24 protein-coding genes are annotated in these 26380 nt (G+C 61.8%); 12 read left to right on the top strand and 12 right to left on the bottom strand.

Annotated elements, in window-relative coordinates:
* A partial coding sequence (locus HNQ65_RS21010) for a transposase (protein WP_221306237.1) occupies positions 1-760 on the top strand: 760 nt, incomplete at its 5' end.
* 197 nt (positions 761-957) lie between these two features.
* On the opposite strand, the gene HNQ65_RS21005 is transcribed toward HNQ65_RS21010, so the two are convergent.
* Both HNQ65_RS21005 and HNQ65_RS21000 read right to left on the bottom strand, forming a co-directional pair.
* Positions 958-2688, bottom strand: a complete 1731-nt coding sequence (locus HNQ65_RS21005; protein WP_184342703.1) for a hypothetical protein — start codon at positions 2686-2688, stop codon at positions 958-960.
* Positions 2689-2761: 73 nt separating this feature from the next.
* Positions 2762-5617: an exo-alpha-sialidase gene (locus HNQ65_RS21000; RefSeq protein ID WP_184342702.1), complete on the bottom strand. Its 2856-nt coding sequence runs from the start codon at positions 5615-5617 to the stop codon at positions 2762-2764.
* A gap of 175 nt (positions 5618-5792) precedes the next feature.
* Here HNQ65_RS21000 and HNQ65_RS20995 point away from each other — a divergent pair, with 175 nt between their 5' ends.
* A complete protein-coding gene (locus HNQ65_RS20995) occupies positions 5793-6569 on the top strand; it encodes an FCD domain-containing protein (protein WP_184342700.1) in 777 nt (258 codons plus the stop codon).
* A gap of 7 nt (positions 6570-6576) precedes the next feature.
* Here HNQ65_RS20995 and HNQ65_RS20990 read toward each other — a convergent pair whose 3' ends face one another.
* The 3 genes from HNQ65_RS20990 to HNQ65_RS20980 are packed head-to-tail and all read right to left on the bottom strand — an operon-like array spanning position 6577 to position 10426.
* The gene (locus HNQ65_RS20990; RefSeq protein WP_184342698.1) at positions 6577-7908 is read right to left on the bottom strand and encodes a neutral/alkaline non-lysosomal ceramidase N-terminal domain-containing protein; all 1332 of its coding nucleotides are present in this window, start codon (positions 7906-7908) and stop codon (positions 6577-6579) included.
* Between the two features lie 14 nt (positions 7909-7922).
* Positions 7923-9020 carry a glycoside hydrolase family 99-like domain-containing protein gene (locus HNQ65_RS20985; RefSeq protein WP_184342696.1) on the bottom strand — a complete coding sequence of 366 codons (1098 nt, stop codon included), beginning with the start codon at positions 9018-9020 and terminating at the stop codon, positions 7923-7925.
* Between the two features lie 11 nt (positions 9021-9031).
* A complete protein-coding gene (locus HNQ65_RS20980; protein ID WP_184342694.1) occupies positions 9032-10426 on the bottom strand; it encodes a hypothetical protein in 1395 nt (464 codons plus the stop codon).
* A 279-nt stretch (positions 10427-10705) separates the two neighbouring features.
* On the opposite strand from HNQ65_RS20980, the gene HNQ65_RS20975 reads away from it, so the two are divergent.
* From HNQ65_RS20975 to HNQ65_RS20965, 3 genes are all read left to right on the top strand, one after another.
* Complete coding sequence (locus tag HNQ65_RS20975; RefSeq protein WP_246438500.1) at positions 10706-11461, top strand: DUF899 domain-containing protein; 756 nt, start codon at positions 10706-10708, stop codon at positions 11459-11461.
* Between the two features lie 289 nt (positions 11462-11750).
* On the top strand, positions 11751-12113 hold the full coding sequence (locus HNQ65_RS20970) for a YciI family protein (RefSeq protein WP_184342690.1): 363 nt from the start codon (positions 11751-11753) through the stop codon (positions 12111-12113).
* 2 nt (positions 12114-12115) lie between these two features.
* Positions 12116-13387 carry an RNA polymerase sigma factor gene (locus HNQ65_RS20965; protein WP_221306236.1) on the top strand — a complete coding sequence of 424 codons (1272 nt, stop codon included), beginning with the start codon at positions 12116-12118 and terminating at the stop codon, positions 13385-13387.
* A 36-nt stretch (positions 13388-13423) separates the two neighbouring features.
* Here the strand turns inward: HNQ65_RS20965 and hemC are convergent, their stop codons facing one another.
* The 5 genes from hemC to msrA all read right to left on the bottom strand — a co-directional run bounded on the left by hemC (position 13424) and on the right by msrA (position 18353).
* On the bottom strand, positions 13424-14368 hold the full coding sequence (hemC, locus tag HNQ65_RS20960) for a hydroxymethylbilane synthase (RefSeq protein WP_184342688.1): 945 nt from the start codon (positions 14366-14368) through the stop codon (positions 13424-13426).
* A gap of 120 nt (positions 14369-14488) precedes the next feature.
* Complete coding sequence (locus HNQ65_RS20955; RefSeq protein ID WP_184342686.1) at positions 14489-15040, bottom strand: GDYXXLXY domain-containing protein; 552 nt, start codon at positions 15038-15040, stop codon at positions 14489-14491.
* Positions 15037-16377: a DUF2157 domain-containing protein gene (locus HNQ65_RS20950; RefSeq protein ID WP_184342684.1), complete on the bottom strand. Its 1341-nt coding sequence runs from the start codon at positions 16375-16377 to the stop codon at positions 15037-15039. The genes HNQ65_RS20955 and HNQ65_RS20950 overlap by 4 nt, the downstream gene beginning before the upstream one ends.
* 92 nt (positions 16378-16469) lie before the next feature.
* The gene (locus tag HNQ65_RS20945; RefSeq protein WP_184342682.1) at positions 16470-17501 is read right to left on the bottom strand and encodes a GumC domain-containing protein; all 1032 of its coding nucleotides are present in this window, start codon (positions 17499-17501) and stop codon (positions 16470-16472) included.
* A 177-nt stretch (positions 17502-17678) separates the two neighbouring features.
* Positions 17679-18353 carry a peptide-methionine (S)-S-oxide reductase MsrA gene (msrA, locus tag HNQ65_RS20940; RefSeq protein ID WP_184342680.1) on the bottom strand — a complete coding sequence of 225 codons (675 nt, stop codon included), beginning with the start codon at positions 18351-18353 and terminating at the stop codon, positions 17679-17681.
* Positions 18354-18547: 194 nt separating this feature from the next.
* On the opposite strand from msrA, the gene HNQ65_RS20935 reads away from it, so the two are divergent.
* The 3 genes from HNQ65_RS20935 to HNQ65_RS20925 all read left to right on the top strand — a co-directional run bounded on the left by HNQ65_RS20935 (position 18548) and on the right by HNQ65_RS20925 (position 20591).
* On the top strand, positions 18548-18928 hold the full coding sequence (locus HNQ65_RS20935) for a globin domain-containing protein (RefSeq protein ID WP_184342678.1): 381 nt from the start codon (positions 18548-18550) through the stop codon (positions 18926-18928).
* A gap of 46 nt (positions 18929-18974) precedes the next feature.
* A complete protein-coding gene (locus HNQ65_RS20930; protein WP_184342676.1) occupies positions 18975-19913 on the top strand; it encodes a 2-hydroxyacid dehydrogenase in 939 nt (312 codons plus the stop codon).
* A gap of 87 nt (positions 19914-20000) precedes the next feature.
* A complete protein-coding gene (locus HNQ65_RS20925) occupies positions 20001-20591 on the top strand; it encodes a hypothetical protein (protein ID WP_184342674.1) in 591 nt (196 codons plus the stop codon).
* 248 nt (positions 20592-20839) lie between these two features.
* Here the strand turns inward: HNQ65_RS20925 and waaF are convergent, their stop codons facing one another.
* Entirely contained in the window at positions 20840-22828 is a 1989-nt protein-coding gene (gene waaF, locus HNQ65_RS20920; protein ID WP_184342672.1) for a lipopolysaccharide heptosyltransferase II, read from the bottom strand.
* Positions 22829-22907: 79 nt separating this feature from the next.
* Here waaF and HNQ65_RS20915 point away from each other — a divergent pair, with 79 nt between their 5' ends.
* Complete coding sequence (locus HNQ65_RS20915; protein ID WP_184342670.1) at positions 22908-24239, top strand: sulfatase-like hydrolase/transferase; 1332 nt, start codon at positions 22908-22910, stop codon at positions 24237-24239.
* 71 nt (positions 24240-24310) lie between these two features.
* On the opposite strand, the gene HNQ65_RS27035 is transcribed toward HNQ65_RS20915, so the two are convergent.
* Positions 24311-24949: a response regulator gene (locus tag HNQ65_RS27035; protein ID WP_184342668.1), complete on the bottom strand. Its 639-nt coding sequence runs from the start codon at positions 24947-24949 to the stop codon at positions 24311-24313.
* Positions 24950-25171: 222 nt separating this feature from the next.
* Between HNQ65_RS27035 and HNQ65_RS20905 the strand changes: the two genes are divergently transcribed.
* From HNQ65_RS20905 to HNQ65_RS20895, 3 genes are all read left to right on the top strand, one after another.
* A complete protein-coding gene (locus HNQ65_RS20905) occupies positions 25172-25621 on the top strand; it encodes an ExbD/TolR family protein (RefSeq protein ID WP_184342666.1) in 450 nt (149 codons plus the stop codon).
* A gap of 120 nt (positions 25622-25741) precedes the next feature.
* Entirely contained in the window at positions 25742-25963 is a 222-nt protein-coding gene (locus HNQ65_RS20900; protein ID WP_184342663.1) for a hypothetical protein, read from the top strand.
* The gene (locus HNQ65_RS20895) at positions 25960-26265 is read left to right on the top strand and encodes a type II toxin-antitoxin system RelE/ParE family toxin (RefSeq protein WP_184342661.1); all 306 of its coding nucleotides are present in this window, start codon (positions 25960-25962) and stop codon (positions 26263-26265) included. The genes HNQ65_RS20900 and HNQ65_RS20895 overlap by 4 nt, the downstream gene beginning before the upstream one ends.
* The last annotated feature ends 115 nt before the right edge of the window (positions 26266-26380 follow it).

Here is a 26380-nt window from a genome sequence, read left to right as displayed (position 1 = left end):
GAAGCTCTTTTGCCAATCTCTGCGTCGCCAAAATGCCGCGCCATGGTTCTTTGCTTCCCGCTCGAAAGCACTCCCAGTGCCGAACACTACTGGCAGGAGTGCCCATCGTACTGATCTCATGCGCACCATTGGCAGAGAAGATTTCACAGCCTTTGACTGGGATGCGGTGGACGCAGGCCATGGCAGGCATTTGCCTCAGCTTGCTCTGAAAGGTGCAATTTATTTTGTCACCTTCCGGCTGGAGGATTCGGTGCCGCAGAAGCTCTTAAAACAATGGCTATACAAACGGCAGGCATGGCTGGCTGAACATCCTGAGCCCTGGGACGAAACCACACGCAGGGAGCATCGGAGCCTGTTTACCGCACGCATGGAGCGCTGGCTCGATGCAGGATACGGCGGATGCCTGCTGCGTGATGAACGCTGCCGGAGGGAGGTGGTGGATCGCCTTCTATTTAAGCACGGCCAAGACTACGATCTCGGTGACTGGGTGGTGATGCCAAATCATGTTCATGTGCTGCTGAAGCCGCTGGGAGAAGTCTCTCTGGAAGAAATCATGAAGCCGGTCAAAGGCGTCAGCGCCCGAAACATCAACCATTTGTTGGGGCGATCTGGAAGCCTGTGGATGCAGGAGTCGTTCAGCCACATCGTCCGAAGTCTGGAGCAGTTGAAAAAATTTCAGTGTTACATCCAGACAAACCCAATGAAAGCCCACCTGCCCGCGCCCGATTTCAGCTATGAACAACGCTGGCAGATTGTGTGAAGTACGATGGGCACTCTTGCCCGTCGATCAGCGTTTTCAACTACTCCGGCGTTCCCGATTAACAAGAAAGCGGTTTCAAGGTGTCCTTGCCGTTTTTCCATGCCGTTGCTGCGGCGGCATTGTGCGTTCGTTTGGGAATTGTGGATTTTAGCGAGAGCGCTGACCGACGGGCAGGAGTGCCCGCGCTCCTTTCATTTTCACCGAAACACCACATCCACACCCATCGCGCTCTCTTTGGCAAATCCAGGTATCCAGTGCGGCTTTCGAACTGCGATGATGCGGTAGATCATGGACAGCACGTGCAGGATGAGCAGGCGGTCGATGAGGCGGTAGCCACGGCGGCGGCGCATCAGCAGCTCGATGGCCCAGCCGAGATAGCGGCGCTTGACCCAGAAGGGCTTGAAGTCGGTCTTGATGCGGTAGCGGGCACGCAGTCCGCGCTTGGGGTATTTAGCCTTGTAGGCGCGCTTGGCTTCGCGCAGGCGTGTCTCCATCTCGGGGGTGAACTCCGTGAAGGTGTACTCCCGTGCCAGTGCCAGCAGGCGGAAGGTGTCGCGCATATACTCCAGATCCGCCACAGGCACGCCCGCACGCGGGGCCAGGGCGATCATCTGCTCCAGGCGGTCCATGCAGCGCGCCGCACTGCGCAGCGCGGCCTCGGGCTCCTGCACAAAGTAGCGCAGCAGCTTTTTGATGCTGTGATTGATGAAGATGTTCCCCCAGTACACCTGCAGCAGCGGCGGGATGCGCACGCGGCGGAAGAAGAGCTTCTGCTGCGCGAATTCCTCGGTGTAAAGCAGCTCGCGGATCACCTCGTCGGAGTAGCGCAGCAGCTCGATCAGCGCCTCGGCGTCTCCCAGCGCACGCTCTTTGGCAAAGGCACGCACGGCGTCCTCCACCGGCATGCTGTCCTTCATGACGCGAATGGTGACGAAGGTGTTCAGGTCCGTCCAGATGGCCTCCGGATCGATCAGCGCGATGCGGCGGAAGGGCACCCAGCCGCCGGTCTGGCACCACACCATGCAGCCGATCACATTCTTCGCGTGTTTCAGCTCGCGGGCGTAGCGCTCATACTCCCAACCGGTAAAGCTGGGGTACTCGCCGCAGCCCTCATACTCGCGCCGCGTCTGCAACTCCACGATCTTCGCCACATCGGTGCGGAAGAAGTTGGAATTGAGCGGCAGGTAGCGGAAGAAATCGGACTCGCCGTACTTCATCGAGATGACTAGCGCCGGGCTCTCCAGCCCCTCAAACACACTGGTGAAGGTACGGCGGTGCCACATGAGATCGCCGATGCGGTACGCGCCCACTGTCCAGGTGCGGAAGATGAGGCGGCGTGCGTGCTTCTCGCACACGGGCAGCAGATCGCACAGGAGCTGGCGCGCCTGCGCGGGCTTCTGAATCACGAGCTGGCTGCGAAACTCATCGTGCACGCCTTTGCCATCCGATTCACCAATGCGGATGATGATGCCCGCCACCTGCGGAAAGCTGACAAAGAATCCATCAAGCAGCTCGGCCAGGTAGTCGTTCACCTCCCGCTTGTCTTCCACCATGCGCCGCTGCAGCTCGGGCGTGTAGGTCATCACGTCCATCGTCAGATGCACCTGCATGCCGCGTGTGGTGAAGATCTCGAAGCAGCGCGCAAACTCCTCGCGGTAGCGGGCGATGCGCGCGCGCAGCTCAGGCTCCAGCCAGGCGTGGTCCGCCAGATGCGTCACGTCATCGAGAGAGACCGCATTGAAACCCCACGCCGATGCCTGATCCGCAAAGCGCGTCAGGTCCGCCCGCACCAGCGCCCACCACGCCTCCGCCTCCGACCCGCCCGCCTTGGGCAGATGGTGCCAGGGAATCTTGGACCAGTTGATCGTACGCACGTCATGCCCGCGAAAAAAGGGACCGATGGCGTCGATGAGGTGGAGCGGTTGCAAGCGCCGCGAATGAAGCACGCAGGCGTGGGATGCAAGTGACGATGTGGTGGCGGACGGGAGACGTGGGACGATTCTACGGCTTCACCGCCTTGTTTAAATCCACGACGGTTAATCCCGTGGCCTCTTTGGTGATGGAATAGACGATGTAGAGCCTGCCTGCGTGCTCAACGGCGCTGGGGTAGGCCCACTGGGAACGCTTGGCCTTGGCGGGTATGCGGACCGGCGGCGAGGGGCGGTCGATGAGGCGGTACATTCGGTCAAACTGGAAGGTGCCGGGCCTGGTAAATGCAAGCACCAGCGTGTTGCGGGAGCGGACATTGCTTACCAGAAAGTGACGCCCGTCCGCGAGACGGCCCAGCATGGGGCGGCCGCCGCCGTGGGGGAGGTTGCTCTCGCGCAGCACGGGCCAGGTTTCGCCGTGGTCGGTGCTGATGGAGCACCAGAATCCTGTGCCGCCTTTTTTGCCATTACGGACGATGGCAAGCACACGCGAGCCCTCTACGCTGACAGTGGTCTCTCCCCAGATCTGGCCGGGCTCCAAACTGGCAGGATGTGGTAGGGTGCTGACACGCCAGCGAGTGATGTCCTCACCGTCGCAGATGGCCACGGCGGCGAGCACGGTTTTGTCTCCGTTGCGCGCTCCAGCCATGATCCATTTGCCATTGCCAAGGCGCACAGGTTTGCACAGGGGCCAGAAGCCCTCCAGGCCTGTGGTGGTGTGCGGCTCCCATGTTTTTGTGTCCGTCTTCCAGAGGAAGGCATCGGTGCACAGGCCGGAGAAAAAGCCGCCGAGCTGCGGCTGCTGGCGGATCTGGGCATTGAAGCTCCACAGTGCTCCCTCGTGTGAATGAAACACTCCGTGTGAGTGAAAGCCGGGGCCTTCAAAGCCCGGCGCGATGACTTCTCGTTCGCTCCAGGTGATGGCATCGTGCGAGCGACGGGCGCGTGCAATGCTGAACTCATCATTCTCCTCCACGCGGCTGTTGGCCCACTGCGTGATGAACTCTCCCTCATGAAACACGATGTCTGCGCCGAGCGTGAACTGAAACTCGCCAGCGGTGCATTCATCGATGACGCGATGTTCTGCCGGGAGAAAGGGGATGTTTTCGTTTTTGGAGAGATCTGTTTCACCCACCCACAGCGCTTCGGGGGCGGTGGTGGCAGTGGTTTTGGCAGAAGCGGTTTGAGCGAGTGCGGCCACAGGCACGACCGCCAGCTCATTGGCCGCATGGCTTTTATGCGTGTAGCCGATGTAGAGGCGGCCATCGTGCTCGACGGCATAGGGATAGCTGAAGTCGGCTTTGGGATCTGAAACGCCCGGGGTGCCCTCAAAAACGGAGGGGCGGATGAGGAAGACTTTGCTGAAGACATTCTGCCCCGGTCTGCTGACGGCGATGGTCAGCGGAGAGCGGCGGCCTCCGGTGTCTGCGGTGGTGGTGCACACGAGGTAGCGCTGGCCGGTGCTAAGCGTGCCTGCATAGGGTTTGCTGGTGGCCATGGGCAGATTGGACGGGGCGGAGGGCTTCCAGGTGCGTCCGTAGTCCTCGCTGGCGGCCACGAGCGCCTGCGCCCTCCTGCCATAGCGGGAGATGTTGATGATGCGCCTGCCGTCCACGATTACCGTGCTTTCGCCCCAGACACTGCCAAGACCGGGCACCACGGGGATGACCACGAGGTCCCAGTGCGTGAAGTCATCTCCATGGCTGATGGCCACGGCAGGCGGGTCGCCGCTGAGGTCGTAGCCTTTGGAGACTCGCGCGCCTGCCATGATCCAGTTTCCGTCCGCCATTTTCTGCGGTTCCTGCATGGGCCAGAATCCGGCATCGATCACGACGCCATGCGATTCCCACGCGCCGGTGGTTTCATTCAGCGTGTAGGCTCGTGTGTGCGTGCGCTGAAAGCGATCATAAAACGCGCCCATGAAGGCCCACAGCCTGTCTTTGTGAGAGAGGAACACACCGTGGCTCACGCCCAGGCTGCCCTCTCCGGCGTCCATCACCACCGAGGGGCCCCAGGTGCGGCCGGCGTCGCTGCTCACACGCACGTGCGCCTCCTCGGTGGGGGTATTTTCTTCGCCTTTGTTGAAGCCGTAAGAGGCATACAGCCTGCCTTTGTGCCAGGCCAGACCGACGCCGAGCGTCCAGCGGCAGCCGTCCACATCTGGTGCTTTCTTTTTGATGACGTGAAACTCCGTGCCCTGTACCAGGGGCAGTTCGGCGGCAGCCGGAAGCTTCTGCGTGCTGTCCCACAGGGGAAAGTCTGCGGTGAAGAACTTGGCAACTTCATGAGTGGCATCCACCGGATGATAGGCAGTGGCAATCTCAGCTGCTGACAGCGCGCGCGGCTCGATGCGGGCATCATCTAAAGCGCCGATGAACTGCTGGCGGGGTTTGGCCTCATCGTAAATGCCACCGAGCGTCACTGGCGCGGCGGTGGTGGGGATCGGCTGCATGAGCTTCACTTCTCCGGCGGGCAGGGCGTTGAGATACAGGATGGCCTGATCGGCAGTGACCACCAGCGTGGCAAGATGCCAGTGGCCCGCCTGCAACGGCTGTGCGCAGGTGATCTCGCTCCAGCGGCCTTTCTGCTGCAGGTGCGCGCGCAGCCTTCCATCTGGCTCGATGGTGATGCCCCACTGGCGCTCGCGGAGGGAGTAGCGGTTTTTGCCGATGACCATCTGCTGCCCACCTTGCAGCAGGTAGGGGTTGAACCACACCGAGGCGGTGAAGCTGGAGCCGCAGGCCAGGGCGCTGCTGTTTTTCAATTCAAGCACGGAGCCGCCATCGAGCACAAGGCTCTGGGCTGCCGCGCCGGGTGCGGGCCTGGCCTCTCCGTGCAGCAGGAGTGTGTTGTCCACGGCATCCAGCGGCCAGACCTCCGCCGTGCAGGTCAGGGGCAGGAAAAGGCAGAGAGTGAGGAGGTGTTTCATGAGAAGGGACGCCGGCAGCGAGTGGAAGGCCTTGGGTGGATTTGGCACAGGCGGTTGCCGTAGAGAATGATCAAACGTGCTGCCAGCAGCGTTTTCAATGCAGGGAAAGAGGCCTCCTTTCTTTTGGTCATTGCCGCATAGAATAAGGCCCGATTTCGCATAGCCACCGCCACGCATGAACATCGCCGATGTACGCAAGCTCTCCGAACTGCGCTCCGTGCTCGACGGCTTTGCCGCGCGCCACGCGGCCATGAACGCAGCCGCCGCCCCTGCGTCGCTGAAGCAGCTGCGCGTCCTGCTCTGCCGCGTGACACAGGCGCTGCGGCAGCGGGACTATGCAGCTTTTCGCCGTGCGGACCGCGAGCTGCACGAATGCATCATCGAACTCTCCGGCGTGCCTCTGCTGCACGAGACCTGGCGGCGTATCTGGGACAGCATGCTGGCTTTCCACCGGCAGGGATTTGACGACTACTTCCCGGATGCCCGTGTGCTGGCGGATGAGCACGAGCATCTGGTGGAAACCATCGCGCTGGGAGATCCCGCTGCGGCCGAGGACGCCGCGCGCAGTCATGTGGAGGCTGTGTGGTTCCGCATCTCGGAGTCTGTGCCCCATGCGCCCGAGCCCACAGGCGATCCGCTGCAGCGCGCCGCGGCGCATCTGGCCTTTCGTCTGCACTGCCCGCTGAAGCTCACGGAGGTGGCCCGCGAGATCGCCTTCACCAGCCCGGGAAATTTGAGCCGTCTTTTTCGACGACGCCATGGCCTCAGCTTTCAGGCCTACCTGCAAAAGCTGCGCATGGAAAAAGCTGCGGAGCTCCTGAGCCACACCCGCCTGCCCGTCTCACGAATCGCCCGCCGTGTGGGCTATCGTGATGTGTCGAGATTTGGCCAGCACTTTAAACGTGCCTTTGATGCGACTCCGGTGGAGCATCGCACTGCACGGAGGGGCTGAACCGCAGTCATGGCTTCGGGGTTTCCTGGCGCAGCTTGTTCAGCACCTCCATGGATTGCTTCTCGATGATGTCCGCCGCCTGGGTGGTCAGATACGAGTGCTCGCCGAACCAGGTTTCGTAGCTGCCGCCTTCAAAGCCTTTGGCACTGGGCACATAGCCGTGCGCGCCATTGGTCTGCTCCACGGTCATGGTGTGTTTGAAGGGGGACTGCTTTTTAATGCCCATGGCGATGCCGCAGAAGAGCTCGTTCGCATTCGTCACGATGGCAAAGTCCGGGCCGATGCGGATGCCCGTGATGAAGTAGAGGTAGGAGGGCTTCTCCCGCGCTTTCATGCTGGTGTAGGCCTTGCGGTAGTGCTCCAGCTGGCCGGGCCAGTTGCGCGCGACCTCGGCTTCGCGGAACTCTGGGTGCTCGCGGCCAGGCATCTGGAATTCGCGTGCGTCGATGGCAAGCGTGGGCTTCGCCACGGGCTCCAGCCGCTCGAGACATTGGAGGATTTCGCCGCCGAGGCGCTGCTCAAAAAGATCGCGCCGCACGCTGTAGATGGGGTTCACATCGCCGCAGGCGCCGGTGAGGAAGAGTGCGGGCACGGCGTAGCCGAGTGCCTTCTGCACATGCAGCTCCACATCGCCGGGATAGTCTGCGGAGATGAGCGGCGCGCGGTTGTTGGCGGCATGACAGGCGAAGTTGTAGAGGATGGCTTTAAACTTTCCGTCCGCGCTGCGCAGGGCCAGCAGATCAAAGTCGGGATCGGCAGGACCTTCGGCGGGATACTTGTCCGCCTCGTCCGGTTTGAGCTGCCAGCGGTTCCAGGCGTGGCCTTCTTTGATGACGCGGCGGCACTCCGCCACGCCCTCAGCGCGACCGCGTGCCATGCCCAGCGTGCAGGGCATGAGATCCTGCGCGGCTTTGCTGACAGCCTCCGCGATGGGAGTGACGAGCTTGTCCGGATAATAACTCCAAAGCGGACCGCTGTGCGTGTGCGAGGAGCAGATGATGACATTCGCCGCCGGGATGCCGGTGGCCTGCTCGATGCTGGCGCGTGCTTTGACCGTGAGATCCACGGGATACTTCAACGTGTCCAGCGTGACGATGGCCACCTTCGTCGCGCCAGAGGCAAGAACGAGCGCCCGCACAAAGAGCCTCGTTTTCACCTCCGACGTTTTCTTGGGCGAAGGTGAACCTGCGAGCGTGACCTCACCAGTGGGCGTGATGTCCACCAGGCCGACGCCGGCTTCCAACCTATCTGCTGCTGACGCCAGGCACTGCAGGCCCGCGATGGCGAGGGCGATCAGGCTTTTAAAACATGGGAGAACAATGCGGGACGGATGATGCATGAGAGGGAGATGTTTCAGTGGGAGCGAAGGACTTTACCGAGCGCTTGAATGCGTGAGTCGTCGGGCTTGCCATCATCGCCCAAGGTGGGGATGAGCCAGCCGCCTTCGTCGTTTTCATTCCAGCCGTAGATGAGGACGCAGTTGGCAGGATTGAGGTCGCGATGGGAGCGCGTCCAATGCACGGCCTCCAGCACATGCTTGGCGATCTGCTCCGGCTTCGCTGTCACAGCATCCCGCAGCGGCTTTTGCTGCTCGGGCGGTGTGAGATCCGGCTCGGCTTTGATCCAGCGGCACCAGCTTGGTGGCCGCTCCTGGCGCGGGCGGGTGTCCCAACCAGCCGTGGCAAAGGTGATGCACGGCGTGCGGTCGTGCTCCCATTTCTGCCACAGCTCCTGCGCCACATGCTTGCTCACGAGCTGCTCATACGCCACGGGCTTGGGCGAGTAACCGGTGCCCACGGCCGCGTACTCAGACACCGCATCAAAGCCCAGCTTCTCCCGTTCCTCAGCCGGGTTCCAGCCCATGAGCACGAGGTAGGGCTCCGGCATTCCCGCAGCGACGGTGAGCTGGCGCAGCTGATCAAACACCTCGCGGCCATATTTTTTCGGGCGTGCAAAGACGCAGAGCAGCGGGCGGCCATCCAGCACACGGAGGTAGTGCGGGTTTTTGAAATGCTCGATCACACGCGGCCAGTCTTTCGGACCACGGCCATCGATGCTTGCGCCTTCTTCGATGAAGCAGAAGCGCAGCCCGCGCTTGTCCGCCGCCGCGAGGAAGCGGTTGAACGCATGCGTCATGTCACTGCCCGGGCCATAGTCCAGAAAGGCCCAGTAATCCAGACCGGCAGTGGCGGCATAGTCCAGCTCCTGCTGCATGATGGCTTCGCTGTCGCCATTGATGCTCACCTTGTCGCCGCCCTGAAGGCGCGCAAACCACGGCAGGCGGAAGTGGTACTTGGGCGGCCCCAGAGAGCGCTCCACTTCCTTGACCGGGCCTTTGTCTGAATACCACGCATCCCAGCGGATGGCCCCGACGAGCGGACGGCTTTCCTCTGCAAAAAGGCTGACGGAAGACGTGGCGATGGCGAGAATAAGCAACAGAGCAGGCTTCATGGCAGAAGTGTTCATTTGGATTCGAGCTTCACCGGGGCCTTCTTCCACAGCTCGTCCAGCATCTCCACAGCCGTGTCTACCAGCGTCTGGATGCCTTCCAGTGACACGAAGTTGGCACCCGCGAGGGTCTCGTAGCCTTCGTGTTTAAAGGCACCTTCCGTGGGCTCGTAGCCCACCCAGTGGTTGGTCAGCTCGCTGAGGACGGTGTGGGGGAAGGGGGAGCGCTTCTTCACTGAGATGCCCCATTCCACAAACAGCTCGCCCGCATTGGTGGCGATGGCAAAGGGGCCGATGCGCGCGGCGCTCACAGGCACATTCAGCAGGCGCGGCATGGAGGCGGCGGTTTTCTTCGCGCCCTCAAAAGACTCCGGCCGCCAGCCAAGGCGCGAGATCGCCTCCGGGCGCTGGGCCTCGGCGTTGCAGCGTGGCACGTCCACATCGCGCCGGGCAAAATCGACGGTGGGAGATTCCACTGGCAGTGCGGTTTTCGCGGCCTCCGCTGCAGCATTGGCAAACACCGCCGCGCGTTCCTTCCAGTCCTGGGCCCAGCACACGGGCGGCTGGATGTTGCCAGACGCGCCTTGCATGAAGACACCGATGGCCTGCGGGCCAAACTCTTTGGCCAGTGTGTCTGCGATCACCCCCGGATAATCCGCCGACCAAGTGTGCGTCTTGATGCGGTCGTGCAGGCAGGGATGGCAGGTGAAGTTCATCAGCGTGCCGAGCATCTTGCCCTCAAGCGAATCAAAGCGCACCAGCCAAAGCTCGGGGTCGATCACGCTCTCGCTGCCCAGCACCTGCGGCACCTCCTTGAGGTCGTTCAGCTTTTTCAGCCAGGTGTTGAGCACGAGACCGTCGGACTTGGAGATGAGGCGGCGGTTGATGTGGCCTTCAAGCACGATGGAGCGCCCCACGGACATGCGCGCGGACTGCAGCGCCTTGCTGGCCTGCACGATGCTGTCGGAGATGAGCTTGGGGAGAGTGTCGATGTAGGCTTTGTTGGCCTTGGCGTTGTCGCCATCCGCCGGGATGAGGGGCCCGCTGTGATTGTGGCTAGGGCAGATAAGAATGCCCTCGCGAGTGATATCCGTCTGCCGCATCACCAGCTCGATCGTCTTGTCCGAGAGATCGCGGCGGATCTTCACCAGATCCACCCCCACGATGACGAGCTTTTTGCCGCCACTGGCCACCACCATCGCCCGCGCTTTGAGGGGATCGTCCGTGGCAGTGCTGAGCGGTCCCATGGGACCTGTGATGATCGCGCCGATGGGCGGTGTGATATCCACCTGCGCAAAGCCTGCCTGCAGGTCCGCTGCACAAGCAGCATTCTCCAAGCAAAAGCATGCTGAGAAGAGCACGAGGCAGGCGGCTACCGGGGCGGGAGACAAGGTGGTTAGGAATTTCATCAGGCAGGTTGGAAAGATGGTGCTCGGGATCAGGAACCCAAGCGACACTCTGTACGTTCGCAGCACCTGCATTGCTTCCACGATTGTCGTGCAAAGGATCGGGCAGGGTGAAGCACAAGGGACAAACCAGCTTTGCCAACCCCGGGAAAACTTTTTTCAGAAATCTTGTCCTCCCCTGTCCTCGGCGGGCGGGTTCGTTTGTCGTGTCATTGAACGGAACGCTGCGGCAGACCGGGAAGAAGCCAGAAACGATTACTCACAAACTCACCACCCATGACCATGAAAACTAAACACAGCATTGCATCTCGGGCCGAATGGCTTGAGGCCCGGAAGGCGCTCCTCGCGGAGGAAAAGCAGCTCACCCGGCAGATGGACGCCATCAGCGCCAAGCGCCGCGCCCTGCCTTGGGTGAAGATCGACAAGGACTATCAGTTCGAAAGCGGAGGCGGCCGCGTTTCGCTGGCGGATCTCTTCTGCGGAAAGAGCCAGCTCGTCATTCAGCACTTCATGCTGGGGCCCGGCTGGGAGGAGGGCTGCCCCAGCTGCTCCTACATGGCCGACCACACCGACTGCATGCTGCCGCACCTGGCCGCGCGAGATGTCACGATGCTGGCCGTGTCCCGTGCGCCGCTGGCGGAGATCGAAGCCTTTAAAAAACGCATGGGCTGGAGCTTCGGCTGGGTGTCCTCCCACGGCAGCGATTTCAACCACGACTTCCACGTCTCCTTCACCGAGAAGGATGTGGAGAGCGGCAAGGTGGACTACAACTACACCGCGCAGCCCTTTGGCAGCACGGAGGCACCGGGCATCAGCGTTTTCCAAAAGGAAGCCGATGGCACGATCTACCACACCTACTCCGTTTATGGCCGTGGTGTGGAGCTGATGATGGGCACCTACCGCATTCTCGATCTGGTGCCGAAAGGCCGTGATGAGGACAGCCTGGAATGGACCATGCAGTGGGTGCGCCACCACGACCGCTATGACGCCACCTCACCCTCGAAATGCGGCTGCCACGCGGAGGAGGCCAAAGCATGAACACGCGGCGCTGCTGCCAAAGCGCGAGGCCTGCCGGGCGCGTGAGAAAAGTTGCCGGTTGGCTGCTCCCGGGCACGGTGCTGGCTCTGATGCCCAAGTGCCCGATGTGCCTCGCGGCGTATGTGGCGCTCGGCACCGGCTTTACGATGTCCTACGCATCCGCCCATATCCTCATGCGCTCCCTAACCGTGCTTTGCATCAGCGCATTGGTCCTTTGCGCAGCGAAGCGGCTGCTGAAACACTTCCGTCAGAAATCTTCACTCAAACTCCACCCCACCCATTCCAATCCATGAAATCCGAACCCACCTCTCAATACATGTTTCTTGTCCGCGGCGGCTCATGCAGCTCCGGACATTCTCCCGAAGAAATGCAGGCCCACATGAAGGAGGTCTACAACTGGATCGACGACCTCACTAAAAAGGGCATCTTCAGCGCGGCACAGCCACTGACCCAGGAAGGCAAAATCGTCTCCGGCCCAGGCCTCGTGTCCGACGGCATCGCCGCTGAATCCAAGGAGGCGGTGGGCGGCTTCTTCATCCTCAATGTGGCATCGATGGACGAAGCCGTGCGCATCGCCGAGTCGTCTCCCATGTTTGGCAACGGCGGGCGGCTGGAGGTCCGCCGCATCGCCGCGCTCACTGCTTGCGACTGATCATGAGCCAGCAGGGCACCAGTGCAGGTGAGGTGGCCGATCACTTCTTCCGCCATGAAGGCGCGAAGGTGATCGCCACGCTCACCGCGCACCTCGGCACGCACCAGCTGCAGCTGGCGGAGGATGTGGTGCAGGAGGCGCTGCTGCGTGCGCTGCAGACCTGGTCCTACCACGGTGTGCCTGAGAATCCCGCCGCGTGGCTCACGCAGGTGGCGAAGAACCTCGCACTCAACGCCCTGCGGCGGGAGCAGCGCTGGAACGAGAAACAGGACGGCATCGCTGCGGAGCAGGAGCGGTGGCTTTCCTCACCGGCTGAAGACATGAAGCACGAAACCTTTGCCGACGACACTCTGCGCATGATGTTCGTCTGCTTTCATCCCGAGCTCGCCGCAGAGGCGCAGACGGCGCTGGCGCTGCGAACGCTCTGCGGCTTCAGCCCGGCGGAGATCGCCGCCGCATTCCTCACCAGCGAGGCCGCAGTGGCCAAGCGTCTCGTGCGCGCACGGCAGCGCATTCGCGATCTGGCGCTGCCCTTTGTCGTTCCTGAGCCGGGAGAGCTCTCCGCACGTCTCAGCGGCGTGCTGCACACACTGTACCTGCTTTTTAATGAAGGCTACAAAGCCTCCACCGGCGACCGCCTGGTGCGTAACGATCTCTGCCACGAGGCCATCCGGCTTCTCACACTGGTCACTGAGCATCCCGCCACCCAGGAGCCGCGCGCCCTGGCCCTGCTTTCGCTGATGCTGCTCAATGCCGCACGGCTGCACACGCGCACCGATGACGCGGGCCATCTCCTGCGCCTGCACGAGCAGGACCGCACCGCGTGGGATCAGGCCATGATCCAGCGTAGCATCGTATGTCTGCGCCAGGCTTCGCAGGGTGGTGGGCTCAGTGTTTATCACATCGAGGCCAGCATCGCCGCCACGCATTGCCTGGCGGTCGATGCCGCATCCACCGACTGGCCGCGCATCCTGCATCTCTACGATCAGCTTCTCGCCATCACCGGCTCTCCCGTCACGGCGATGAATCGCTCCGTGGCTGTGGCGCGTGTTCACGGCCCACAGGCCGGGCTCGATGCCCTGCGCAGCATCCAGCAGCGCAGCGTGCTGGAAATCTCCCATCTCTACTATGCCATCGGCGGCACCTTCGCCGCCGAGCTCGGCCAGACCGAGACCGCATGCGCCCACTTTGAGCAGGCGCTCAAACTAGCCACGCTGCCTGCGGAGCGCGAATTCATCTCCCGACGCATCGAGGAGTGCCATGGAAAAACCTGAGCCACTGCGGGCCGCAGTATGATTTAACGACCCACGTTACAGCATCCCCGCAAGGTCCTTGGCCAGCTGCGCAGCTTCGGCCACGGGGCGCTTGGCCTCGCGCTCCACGGGCGGCAGGGAAAGATCCGCTTCATTGAAGACGCGCACGCTCATGTGCAGCTGGCCTTCAGTGACCCAGGTATGCGCGCCCACGGGGGTCTGGCATCCGGCACCGAGGATCTTCAAAAATTCACGCTCGGCGGTGATGCGGGCTTCTGTCTCGGCATCGTTCAGCGCACGGATGGCAGCGATGGTGGACTGATCATCCGCCCGGCATTCGATGGCGATGGCACCCTGGCCGGCGGCGGGCAGGAATTTCACGGGATCAAGCACCAGACCATAGAGAGTGTGGGTGTCGATGTGGATGCGGCTGAGGTTCGCATTCAGCAGGCCCAGACGCAGCAGACCAGCGGCGGCCAGCAGCACGGCATCCAGCGCGTTTTCTCCCAGCACCTTCTTCACACGGGTGGGCACGTTGCCACGGATCTCCACGATCTCGACATCCGGGCGAAGAAACTTGAGCTGCGCGGCGCGGCGCACACTGCTGGTGCCCACGCGCGCCCCCTGCGGCAGGGTTTCCAGCGTGTAGGGATGCGCGGAGACCAGCACGTCCTCGATCGCAGCACGCGGCAGCACGGCGGCGATGGTGAATCCGGCGGCGAGGTCGCTGGGCACGTCCTTGAGGCTGTGCACGGCGGCGGCGATCTGCTTGTCTGCCAGCGCGATTTCCAGCTCCTTGATGAAGATGCCTTTGTCCACCTGCGCCACGTCGCTGAACTCGGAAAAGCGCAGGTCCTGGCGTTTGTCCCCGCTGGTCTGAATGATCTGGCGCTCGATCTGCAGATGCGGATGCGCGGACTGCAGCGCGGCGGTGACCATGGTGGTCTGCGTGAGGGCCAGTTCGCTGCCACGGGTGCCGAGGATGATTTTTGCGGGGGTCATGGGTGGGGCGCGCAGCTTTTCACGCAACACGGCCCCGCGCAAGCGATGCTCGTTCCGGTTTGCGCCCGGAATTGCGGCTCTTTGCGTGTAAATCCGCCTGCTGCCAGCCCGTGCAGCGGCTCACTTCGCCCGCTCCTTGAGGATCTCGCGGAAAGGCTTGCCGTCGAGGCTCAGGTCCGCAAGGACGGCGCGCCCGTTGAGCACGCGGACTTCGGCGGTGATGCCTTTGTCTCCCCGGATGTTTTCGGCGAACCATTTGTCCGCCTCAGGCGCGAGCTTTTCGTTCACGTAAAAGCGGTCAAAGGGCCACTCGATAGATGCTTTGTCACTGTACACGTAGCCTGCCCTGAGACGGATGTACGCGCCGTCAGCCGGGGGCGTGAGCGAGAGAGCGGAGATGGTGGCAATGCCGTCCGCACCGGGGGTGAGCAGCGCATACACCTGCATGCCTTTCTGCAGCTTCAGGCCCGCCGGCAAGGTGGCCTCCCGCAAAACGGGTCGCACGGCCAGGTAGCGTCCGCGTAGCGGGTCGTAGGGGTCCGGGGCCTGGCACTTGAGCCTGATGAGCGTGCCTTGGGCCAGCACCTGCTCATGCGTCCAGATTTGGGACAGGGGCGCCGCCCACTGCGCCAGCGCGGCGATGCCGAAGATGATGAGGGGAAACGTTTTCATGCGGGAAGGGGAGCAGCGGTTTTCTGTTTGAGCATGCGGCCCATGAGGATGTTGAAACCCAGGAAGGCGATGCCGACGCCGATGAAGGCCACACCTTTGGTCAGCAGGGAGAGATCGCTGTCCGCCATGCGGGCGATGATGAGCACCGAGAGCAGCGTGGCACCGAGACGCGGAGCGCCTTTCTTTCCAGCAAACTCCAGCACGATGAGCGTGATGCCGATGGCCGACAGATGCAGCAACGCCAGCCAGGAGAGCAGCATGCCATCAGGCTGGGCCTTGGGACGATAGAGCGGGATCATGAGCACGGGCAGCAGGGAAATCGAAGCGATTGCCAGCACCGCCCAGCGCCTGCGCAGGAAGGCCAGCACCAGAAACGCTGCCAGCACAGTCAACAAGCCCCAGCACCAGGGCAGATGCAGGGCATGGGGCATCCCTCGTAGAATTTCACGACTGGTCCCATGGAAAGTCGCGGCCACGCCGTAGCCCAGAAGCCAAAGACTGCCGAGCACCACCTGCGGCTTGCGGCGGGTGGGCTCGTCGAGGCAGCTTGGATTGAGCGGAAAGAGAGCCAGCACGGCAGCGGTCAGCGTCCAGAGCCAGAAGAAGCAGTTCTCGTAGTAGCCGTGGCCGGTGGTGGTGCTGCGGTCACAGGCAAACACCGCCGCGCTGCACAGGCCGAAGATGGCGCTGAGCGTCATGACCCAGCGCACGGAGAGGGAAAGCGTGGCCTTATTTTTCCACCCCGGCCAGTACGGCAGCAGGCCCAGCAGCAGCAGCGGGTAGAGCAGGGGACTGTCATACCACGGCCTGCTATGCTCCACCTGGGCCACGCTCCACACCGCGATGCCGATGAGGTAAAAGATGGCCACGGCGCTGGAGCGCAGCACCCAGACCAGAGGCAGGCTGAGCAGCAGCCACCAGAAGAGGAAATCCGGCCACTCGCCGCCGAGATTGTAGATTTGCGAGACCAGCGCGATGCACGCGCCCGTGGCCAGCGCCTGCAGCAGCGCGGCCGTCTCCCGTACCCAGGCCGCCGTGGCCTCTCCACGCTGCAAAGCACGAAAGCTGAAGAGCTGCGTGAGCAGCAGCGGCACAAAGGCAAACATGAGCCGCACCGGACGCGTGAAGTCATCCCAGTTGAAACCGATGATGGCGATCAGGCCGCTGCCGATGAGCAGCGCCCCGAGCGCGCCCATCACGATCTGCGCCGCGCCGGGCTGGGAGTCATCCACCGCATGGCGCTCGCGCAAAGTGCGCGCCGCGTCAGTGGAAACCAAACCTTCACGCTCCCATTGCGGGAGCTGCTCAAGAAGCCAGCGGTGATGATTGTTGCTCATGGCAGGAAACGGGATGCACCCATGCTGCGCGAAAGCACGGGCCACTGCGAATTGATTTGCTCAATGGATGAATTGCCCCGGAAGATTTGTGATCACACGATGGGCGTCGGGACCTGCGGCGGCTTGGGCGCACGCACCAGCAGCAGGCTCAGCACCAGGCCCACGATGCCAAACGGCAGACCGCCTGCGACTGCACCAATCACGAATGGCATGACCCAGTTCTCGACGTTTTCGCTGGCAGGCGTGGCGCGCTCCTGGATGGCCACGTAGTCGCTCTGCGTGTTGAAGATGGTCTGCAGCTTTTCCACTTCGTTGAAGAGCTTCTCATAGGCCAGCTTGTCAGCAGCGAATTTTTCCTGCCACGCTTTCAGTTCTGAGAGGGCGGCATCCTTGATGTCCAGGTACCTTTCGATGTCGCGAATTTCGGATTCGGTGGTTTCCAGTAGCGCTTGCATGGGCCCGCGGCCGGCATCGTCATCCTTCATCGTCCTGAGCTTGAAGCGGATATCGTCTCGCTGGTTGCGCTGGGCATTGAGGCGCCCCACCTGCCGCTCCAGGTCTGACCTGACGCTGAGTGTGTCCACCCCCTGGGCACGTGCCGCCTTCAGCTTTTCCATGGAATCTTCCATGGCCTTCTGTTTTGACACCACCTCATTGAGAAAGTGCTGCAACACCTTGCCCTGGGCCTGCTCGCGAATGCTCTGCCGGAAGGAGATGTACTCATCCAGCAATGCATCGAGAAAGAGGCGGGTGTATTTGGGTTCATCCCCCGTCGCGAGGATGTTGATGATGCCGCTGCCCTTGTTCTGGACGGCACGGATGGCCACATCGCACTTCTTGTCTTTGTACTCGGGGTTCAGCGCCCGCACGCGCTCCAGGGCGCGGCGGCTCATTTCGGCAGATTCCACGGTTTCAAGGATCGTTCCGTAAAAGTCCTGCTGCTGCTCCTTCCAGTTCAGCCCCCCATTGCTGAGATTCCCGCCGGCCACCAGCTTGGCCAGAGATCGAAACTCCGACGGTTGACTCGTGAGGCGCAGCGCCTGCCGGGAAACCCCGATGCTGGCGCCTACCAGCACACAGACCAGAACGATGATGACGCGGATAAGGATGCGGCTTGCACTCATAGGTATGGGAGTCAGTTGCCGCCTGTTCTGTCAGATTGCAGGCGGGAGAACAAGATAAATCCACCCCTTAAGAAATTGGTGGATTTACTTGGCATGAGCTCCCGGTTTCTCGGACTGCCCACAAAAAAGCCCAGGCCTTTCGACCTGGGCTGCACTCGAATGCTGGGCGGTGCGCGGTTACTTCGCCTCGGGCTTGATCTTGCCCTTCTCCTCCAGCGTGTGCTTGAACTTCTCAGTCTTCGGGGTGACGACGGCGCGCACGTAGCCCTGGTTGGGGTTCAGGGCCTTGAAGTTCTGGTGGTAGTCCTCGGCAGGATAAAACTTCTTCAGCGGGGCGATCTCCGTGGCGATGGGGTCTTTCCACTTCTTCTGCACCTCGGCCTTGGAGGCTTCGGCGATCTGGTGCTGCTCCTCGGTGGTGTAGTAGATGGCGGAGCGGTACTGGGTGCCGTAGTCGTTGCCCTGGTAGGCGGTGCCTTTGGGCAGGAACTTGCCATGGTGCACGCCGTCTTCCTTGGTCACGCTGGTGGGGTCGTGCGCGTCCCAGAAGAGGTCGATGATCTCCTTGTAGGTCACCACGGCGGGGTCGAACTCGATCTTCACCACTTCGGCGTGGCCGGTGTCTCCCGTGCAAACCTGCTCATAGGTGGGGTTTTCGGTCTTGCCGCCGGCGTAGCCGCTGACCACGCTCTTCACCCCCTTGACCAGGAGGTACTGCGCCTCCACGCACCAGAAGCAGCCGCCGCCGATCACAGCGGTTTCAGTTTTGGCAGGGGCCGCGTCTGCGGCAGGGGAGTGCGGGGCGAGCGAGGCCATGAGAAAGGTGGTGAGGAGGGTGAGCGCGGTTTTCATGGGAAGAATACGAACGAGTCGGGGTATTGAGTCAATCATCCGTCCTGTGGGAGACGAAACTTTCGGCTGAATTCCAAGAAAGCGGTAATTGATGGCCTCATAGAAACGCAAGAGCACAAAAAAGAGCGGGATTTGGAAGGTTTCGGTTTTTGATCCTTTTTGCGTTTCCTGGCCGCCATCTCTACTCTGCCTGCATGGATGAACTCTCGACTCTCTGCGCCCGGGTGGGCGAAAAGACCCTGCGCGACATGGTGACGGCCTTTTACCGCCGTGTGCGGGTGGATGACCTCATCGGCGTGATGTACCCGGCAGATGACTGGGAGAATGCGGAGAAGCGGCTGGCCGATTTCATCGTGTACCGTTTCGGCGGGCCGCAGACCTACATCCAGGAGCGCGGCCATCCGCGCCTGCGCGGCAGGCACATGCCTTTCCCCATCGGCGAGGCGGAGCGCGACCGCTGGATGAAGCTCATGACAGAAGCGATGCAGGAGGTGGTCGTACCTGCCGCCGAGGCGCAGACCATCGGCCTGTTCTTTGCCCAGGTGGCGGACATGATGCGCAACCGCGAGGGCTGAATCGCCGCTTGTCAGGCGATGCAGTCGCAGGATGGTGATCGCCTTCATGGAAAAGACCCCCGCCCTCATTCTTGCTCCTTTGCCAGACTTCCTCATGCAGCCGCTGCTGGCCGCGCATGTGTGTCATGACTACTTCCATGCCGCAGACAAAGCCGCGCTGCTGGCGCAGGTGGGCGGAGAGATCCGCGCCATTGTAATGGCTGGTGGCAGCGTCGCCCCCGTGCCGCTGCTGGAGCAGCTGCCGAGGCTGGAGATCATGAGCGTCTTTGGCGTGGGCTATGACGGCGTGCCAGTGGACTGGTGCAAGGCGCACGGCATCCGCGTGACGAACACCCCCGATGTGCTGACCGAGGATGTGGCAGACACGGCCAGCGCGCTGGTTTTGATGACGAGCCGCCAGCTTATCGCGGCGAACCGCTTTCTGCACGCGGGCTCGTGGCTGAAGGGGGCCTTTCCGCTGGCTCACGCCCTGCATGGCAAGCTGGCAGGCATCGTGGGTCTGGGGCGCATCGGCAAGGCGATCGCACGCAGGTTGGAGGCTCATGGCATGCGCATCGCCTACCACGGCCGCACGCAGCAGGATGTGGGCTGGGAATATCACGCCTCGCTGACAGAGCTGGCGCGTGCCGTGGACTACCTGGTGGTGGCCTGCCCGGGCGGTGCAGCGACCAAACACCTCATCAATGCCGAAGTGCTGGCCGCGCTGGGCAGCAAGGGCACGCTGATCAACATCGCCCGCGGCTCTGTAGTGGATGAAGGGGCACTGATCTCTGCGCTGCAAAACGGCACCATCCGTGGTGCGGGCCTGGATGTGTTTGAGAACGAGCCGCAGGTGCCTGAGGCGCTGCTGCAGTGTGCCAATGCCGTGCTCCTCCCGCATCTGGGCAGCGGCACGCACGAAACGCGCGCTGCCATGGCCCGGCTGGTGGTGGAAAATCTGGCCGCCCATTTCAGCGGCCAGCCTCTGCTGACGCCCGTATGCTGAAACAGACGCCACACCTCTGTGGCGTCATCGTGACAGTTTTGGCAGATTGCCTGCTTGCCCTTCCAGCCTGAGCCATTATTACCACCCATGGGCAAACTCATTCTCGGAGCCGTTCTTGCTGCGCTGGCCGTCTTCAGCTGGGAGGCGCTGTCGTGGACCGTCATCGGCTGGCACACGAATGGATTCCGCTCTTTCCGTGATGAATCCGCCGTGGCGGAGGTGATCAAGGCCAACGTCACCGCCGGTCATGGCACGTACCTGCTGCCCTCCATGGGCCAGGCACCCAAAGTCGCCACCGCCGAGGAGAAGAAAGCGTTTGAAGCAGCTCAGGCCAAGGCCCTGGCAGACGGTCCCTACATGTATGCTGTGGTGCGTCCCGGCAAAACGGAGATCAGCATGGGCACCAACATGGTGCTGAGCTTCATCCGCACGCTGGTCTGTGCCTTCCTGATCGCCGCGCTGCTTTCCCAGGTGGCCTTGTTCTACCCGGCGCGCATCGCCTACGTGGCGGCGGCGGGACTCTTTGCCGGACTGGTGGCCGACCTGCCCATGTGGATCTGGTTTGAAAACCCCGGCCGCGACACCGTGGTGAACATCGCCGATCACGTGATCGCCTGGGTCATCGGCGGTGCCGTACTAGGCATCTTCGTGGGCCGGGATCCGGTGGCGGAGCCGTAATGGCACCTGCGCTAACCGGGCTGATTTCGTGCCGTTCTTTCTGTTGCGGCAGCACTGCCCGCGCAGGTGAGGTTGGAATGACGAATGAGTAAATCCGAATGCCGAAATAATACCGAATGCAGAAGCCCCAAAGTGGGAGCACACAATTGTGAGTATCGGCGCTTCAGTCGAGTTCAATGCAGCAGTCCTGCGCACTTTTGAAAGCCTATTTCGTCATTGGTGCTTCGACATTCCTTCGTCATTCAGATTTACTCATTCGTCATTTTCCCCACCCCACACGCCTTCAGCACCGCCTGCGCCACCTCATCGGGCGTGACCTTCGTCATGCAGTCGTAGTGGCCAAAGGGGCACTCGCGCTCAAAGCAGGGGCTGCAGGGCACCTTGTGCTGCACCACGGTGTGCCTCTCTCCCAGCGGGCCGGTGGCGATGGGGCAGGTGGAACCGAAGATGCTGACCGTGGGGATGCCCAGCGCGGCAGCCAGATGCATGGTGCCGGTGTCATTGGTCAGCAGGAGCTGGCACTGGCGCAGTCGGGCGATGAGCTCTGAAAGGCGCGTTTTGCCCACCAGGTTTTCATGCGGCGCCTGCAGCATGGCGGAGAGCTTTTCCCCCATCTCCTTTTCTCCCGGCGCGCCAAACAGCTCCCAGCGGAACTGCGCATGCTGCGCGGAGATCTGATTCACCACGGCGGCAAAGCGCTCCAGCGGCCAGCGCTTGGCAGGACCATACTCCGCCCCGGCACACACGCCGACGCGTAGAGTGCCATCGGTGGAAACAGGCGGCGTACCGGCATCCCATAAGCCAGGCTGCTCGATGTCTGCGCCGATGCCCTGGGCGATGCGCATGTAGCGGTGTGCGTGGTGCTCGATGCCCGTCTTGTTTTTCGGCTCCTTGATAATCTGATTGAGCAGCTTGCTGCGCAGAGAGCCCTTGTAGCCCACGCGGCGCGGGATGCCCGCCAGCCAGATCTCCAGCGTGCTGCGGGTGGAGTTGGTGCAGAGTACGGCGGCGTCAAACTTCACGCCGGTGGCCTTGATCCGCTTTGCGACAGCGAAGAGCCCTTCCTTGGCGGGCTTGCCAATGTAGCGCGAGACCTCGGGCATGGAGAGCCAGAGCTCCTCCAGTTTGTCCGGCCCGAGCACGGTGATCTTGAGGTCCGGGCGGCCGCGCTTGATGGCGCGCACCATGGGGAAGGCCATGCAGGCGTCTCCCAGCCAGTTGGGGCTGCGAATGAGCAGCTCAAAGGGTTGCAGACGTGTCATGTCGTAATCCATTGGGAAGGCCACACCCCGGCGGTAGTTGGGCAGCAGGAAGTACGGCTTGGGCGTCTTCCAGCGGTTATGCACCCAGAACCAAGCCTCCGGCTGTTCACGAATGAGGCCCTCCACGGCGGCATTGATGGCCAGGGTCAGGCTGTCGGCGTCGGTCCTTCCACCTGCGCCGACGACTGCAGGGGCGCAGTGCAGACGCCAGCGTGCAGGGCCGTCATTGTAGACCATCATGGGCAGCACCACGGCTTTGGTGCGGATGGCCATGAGCGCGGCGATGGTGGTGGTGGAGGCCAGGCGGTCAAAGAAGGGGCACCAGATGCCGTGGTCACCGGCATGCTGGTCCACCAGCACGCCCACCTGGCCGCCCTCGCGCATGAACTTCATGGGTCCCGTGAACCCGTCCTGCCGGTCAAAGAGCGCATAGCCCAGTTTTTTCCGTCGGCGCAGCACCAGGGCATTGAGCCAGGGATTGCGCAGCGGCTGGTAGATGGCACCGGCCTTGTGCCCGCGCACAAACATGGCCGGCACCTGGGTCAGGATCTCCCAGCAGCTGGCATGCAGTACCAGGTTCATGAGAGGGCGCTCGCCGTCATCAAAGGCGGCCTGGGCGCGCTCGGTGCCGTCGGAGCGCACGCGCTTGCAGATCTCCGCCTCGGTCATGAGCGGCATCTTGAAGCCGCAGAGCATGTTGGCAAAGAGGCTCTTGAAATGCTCATGCGCCAGACGACGCAGCTCGGCGGGGCTTTTCTCACGGCCAAAGGCGATGTGCAGATTATGCAGCGCCAGACGGCGGTACTTTCCAGCCAGGAAATACGTCACGCCACCGAGCACACGGCCCACATACCACACAGTGGTGATGGGCAGCACCCACAGCACGCACTCGATGCACCGGAACAGCGCGTACGTCAGCCACTGTCCGGCGCGCTTGGAAAAACTGGCGGAAGCAGAATCGTTGGCACGGCCCATGCAGCTCCCTATGCCTCAGCGCCCTAGGCCACGCAACCCTTCATGCGAGATCGCACAGGGCTCCTTCGTTTGGCGCAGGATGCACCGTCTTGCGCTACTCCTCGTGCTCTGCCCGCTGCTGCTGCACGCAGCACCCGCGAAGCCCAACATCGTCTTCATCATGGCCGATGACCTGGGCTGGGCGGACGTGGCCTTTCATGGTGGCAACGCGCCCACACCCACGCTCGACAAGCTGGCCGCCGAAGGCCTGGAGCTGACGCACCACTACTCCGCCCCCGTATGCAGCCCCACGCGCACCGGGCTCATGACCGGCCGCTGCTGGAGCCGCTTTAATGTGACCACGCCACAAAACGAGCGCGCCCTGCCGTGGGACACCACCACGCTGCCACGTGCGCTGAAGTCCGTGGGCTATGACACCTGCCTCACGGGCAAGTGGCATCTGGGCTCCAAGCCCGAATGGGGGCCGAATCACTTCGGCTTTGACCACAGCTACGGCTCGCTGGCAGGCGGGGTGGGGCCGTGGGATCACCACTACAAGAAGGGAGAACACAGCGAGACTTGGCACCGCGATGAAAAGCTGCTCCAGGAGTCCGGGCATGTGACGGACCTGATCGCGAGCGAAGCCTGCGCCTGGCTGGCGGAGCGGAAAGACGCGCCGTTTTTCCTCTACGTACCGCTCACCGCCGTGCACCTGCCGGTGAAGGAGCCGGAGGAGTGGCTGGCCAAAGTACCTGCGGGCATCACCGGTGCAGTGGCGCGGCATTATGCAGCGTGCATCATGCACATGGATGCAGCGGTGGGCAGAATCGTGCAGGCGCTGGAAAAGAACGGACAGCGTGGAAAGACGCTGCTCGTTTTCACCAGCGACAACGGCGGCAGCACCGCCGAGAACAACGGCCAGGCCTACCCGGCGGACGACTACCCCACCGGCCCGCTGCCGGGAAACAACCAGCCGCTGCGCGATGAAAAAGGCAGCGTCTATGAAGGTGGCACCCGCGTGCCCTGCCTCATGAACTGGCCCGGCGTGCTCAAGCCCGGCAAGCACGATTCCCCGGTGCAGATCATCGACTGGATGCCCACCTTCTGCGCGCTGGCAGGTTTCAAATCCGTCACCGATCTGAAGTGGGACGGCGTGAACCTCTGGCCTCAACTCGCTGAAGGCGCGCCACCACCACCGCGCACGCTGTACACCGTAGGGCCCGGCTTTAAATCCCGCGCCCTGCGCTGCGACCCTTGGAAGCTCATCGTGCATGGTGCCGCAGGGAAAGAGAAATTCGAACTCTATAACATCGGCTCTGATCCTAGCGAATCCAAGAATCTTGCCTTGGATCAGCCCGATGCATTGGCCACCATGAAAGAACGGCTGGCCGACATGGCGAAAACGGACCGCGATGCCGAGGTGAAAGAGTGATGGGAAAACAAAACGGGCGCTGCCTTTGCAGCGCCCGCTTGGGTTGATTGGTTTCTGGTGTGAGTGGGATCCTATTTCTCCACCCAGCGCACGGCTTCCATGAGGAGCTCGCGGGCGGAGGCGAGGCCCAGCTTCTGACGGATGTTCGCCTTGTGGGCGTCCACGGTCTTGGCGCTGAGGGCCAGCTTTTCGGCGATGCTGTGGGAGTCGAAGCCACGGCCCACCATCTCGAAGATTTCGAGCTGACGGTCGCTGAGCATGCGGGCGGGTTCGCCACGGGAGCCGCCACGAGGGCCGCCGCCGGAGACGATGCTGCCAAGCAGGGAGGCGCTGAAGAAGAAGGAGCCTGCGGAGACCTGACGGAGACCCTGCAGCACGCGGGTGCTGGGCTCGCCTTTCATCACATAGCCCATGGCGCCGGCACGGAGGCAGCGCTCGGCGTACACGTTTTCATCGTGCATGGAGTACACGAGGATCTGCATGTTCGGATGGCTGGCGCGGAGCTTTTTGATGAGGTCCACTCCGCTGCGGTCCTTCAGGGTGATGTCGAGCACCACCACGTCAGGTTTGATCTTGGAGATCTGCTGGAGAGCGGTGTTCGCATCTTCAGCACTGCCGATCACCTGCATGTCTTCCTGCTGGTCGATCAGTTTCTTAAGCCCTTCGATAACGATGGGATGGTCGTCGAGTATATAGATTTTGCTTTTCACGGTGATATTAGAAGACTCATTTTCAAAAAGATGTCAAGCCTACCTTCTTAAGAAAGGCTGGACCCGATACGCACTGCATTGCTGTTCAATGCACGATGAATGCAACAATCGTAGTGAAAACGGCCCGAAAAAGCAACGCAGACAACCCTTAAAAATGAATTTCTAAGGTATTTGCGGTTACCCCAAGGTTCTAAGGCCTTGGGCGTGATGCAGTTGCAGACCATGAAACCCTCCATCCATACCGAGACTGCAGCAGCCACATTTCAGATCGCTCCCATGATCGATGTCACTTTCGTCATCATGCTTTTTTTTATGGTGATGGCAGGCACTCTTAAAGTGGAGCGCGAGTTGAGCATTCAACTTCCTAGATCGTGCGATTCGGCTGCTCATGTCACGTTTCCAGCAGATGAAATCACCATCGGCATTGAGAGTGACGGAACGGTGACATTGAACGAAGAAGTCTTCGACACAGCGCAGGACAAGAAGCTGCCTGCACTGACACGCACGCTGCAGCGCGTGGCCGTCTCATCCGCACGGCAGCAGCAGAAAGTGCTCGTGACCGTGCAAGCGGAAGAGCAGGCCCGCTATGAACGCATCATGGATGTGCTGAACTCGCTGCATCAAGCGAAGATCCACAACGTGACCTTCCTCGTCGGACAGGAGGCGCTTTGATTTTCTTGGCGGAGAGTCTGCCTCCATAACGTGCGTACTCTGCTCATGCCCTGCCGCCTGCTCCTTCCCCCTCTTAAATAGACACTTGAGCCAATCCGACGCTCCTGGTATGTTGCAGCCATGGTCATCGAGCAACATCCTGCCCTTCATTCGCTGAGCGTTGAAGACAAGCTCCAGCTCTCCGAAGAGCTATGCATGGATGCGATGCTGGATGCACAAAGGAATCCAGCGCTCTTGGAACGAGTCAAAGAACGTCTTCAGGACTTCCACAACGATCCTGACAGCGGCATCTCCTGGAATGACCTCAAAGTAAAGATTCTCTCCCGACAAAAGCTTGCATGACGGAAATCATCTGGACTGCAGGTGCCGGACGCGAGCTTCAGGAGGTCTTTGAGGAACTCGAACACGCACGCGAAAACAACGGAGTCCGTCTGATGGAAGAAGTGCAGCGCATGCTGGAGTTGCTCTCGGCGCAGCCTCTGATGGGCAGCTATTTCGAGAAACCTGCGCGGAAGCTGCTGATCGCGCACCGTTACGGCATCATCTACTCGCCCGAATCTCGCGGGGTGATCGTGCTTTCGTTTGTCGACATGAGGCGGGATCTGCAGCCTCTGCGCAAACGCATTCGAGACTGGTTTGGCTGACAAAAGGGCTCTGGGTCAAGCATGATGGCTGGCGTGACAGGCATCCCAGGTGGTGTACCCTCATCTGAACTCCATCGTATCGGACAGTGAAGCACCTCAGCGTGCGTATTCTGCG

This window comes from Prosthecobacter vanneervenii (assembly GCF_014203095.1).
Lineage (GTDB): Bacteria > Verrucomicrobiota > Verrucomicrobiia > Verrucomicrobiales > Verrucomicrobiaceae > Prosthecobacter > Prosthecobacter vanneervenii.
Note: the sequence above shows the minus strand (reverse complement) of the source record. Positions and strands in the feature narration are given on the sequence as shown.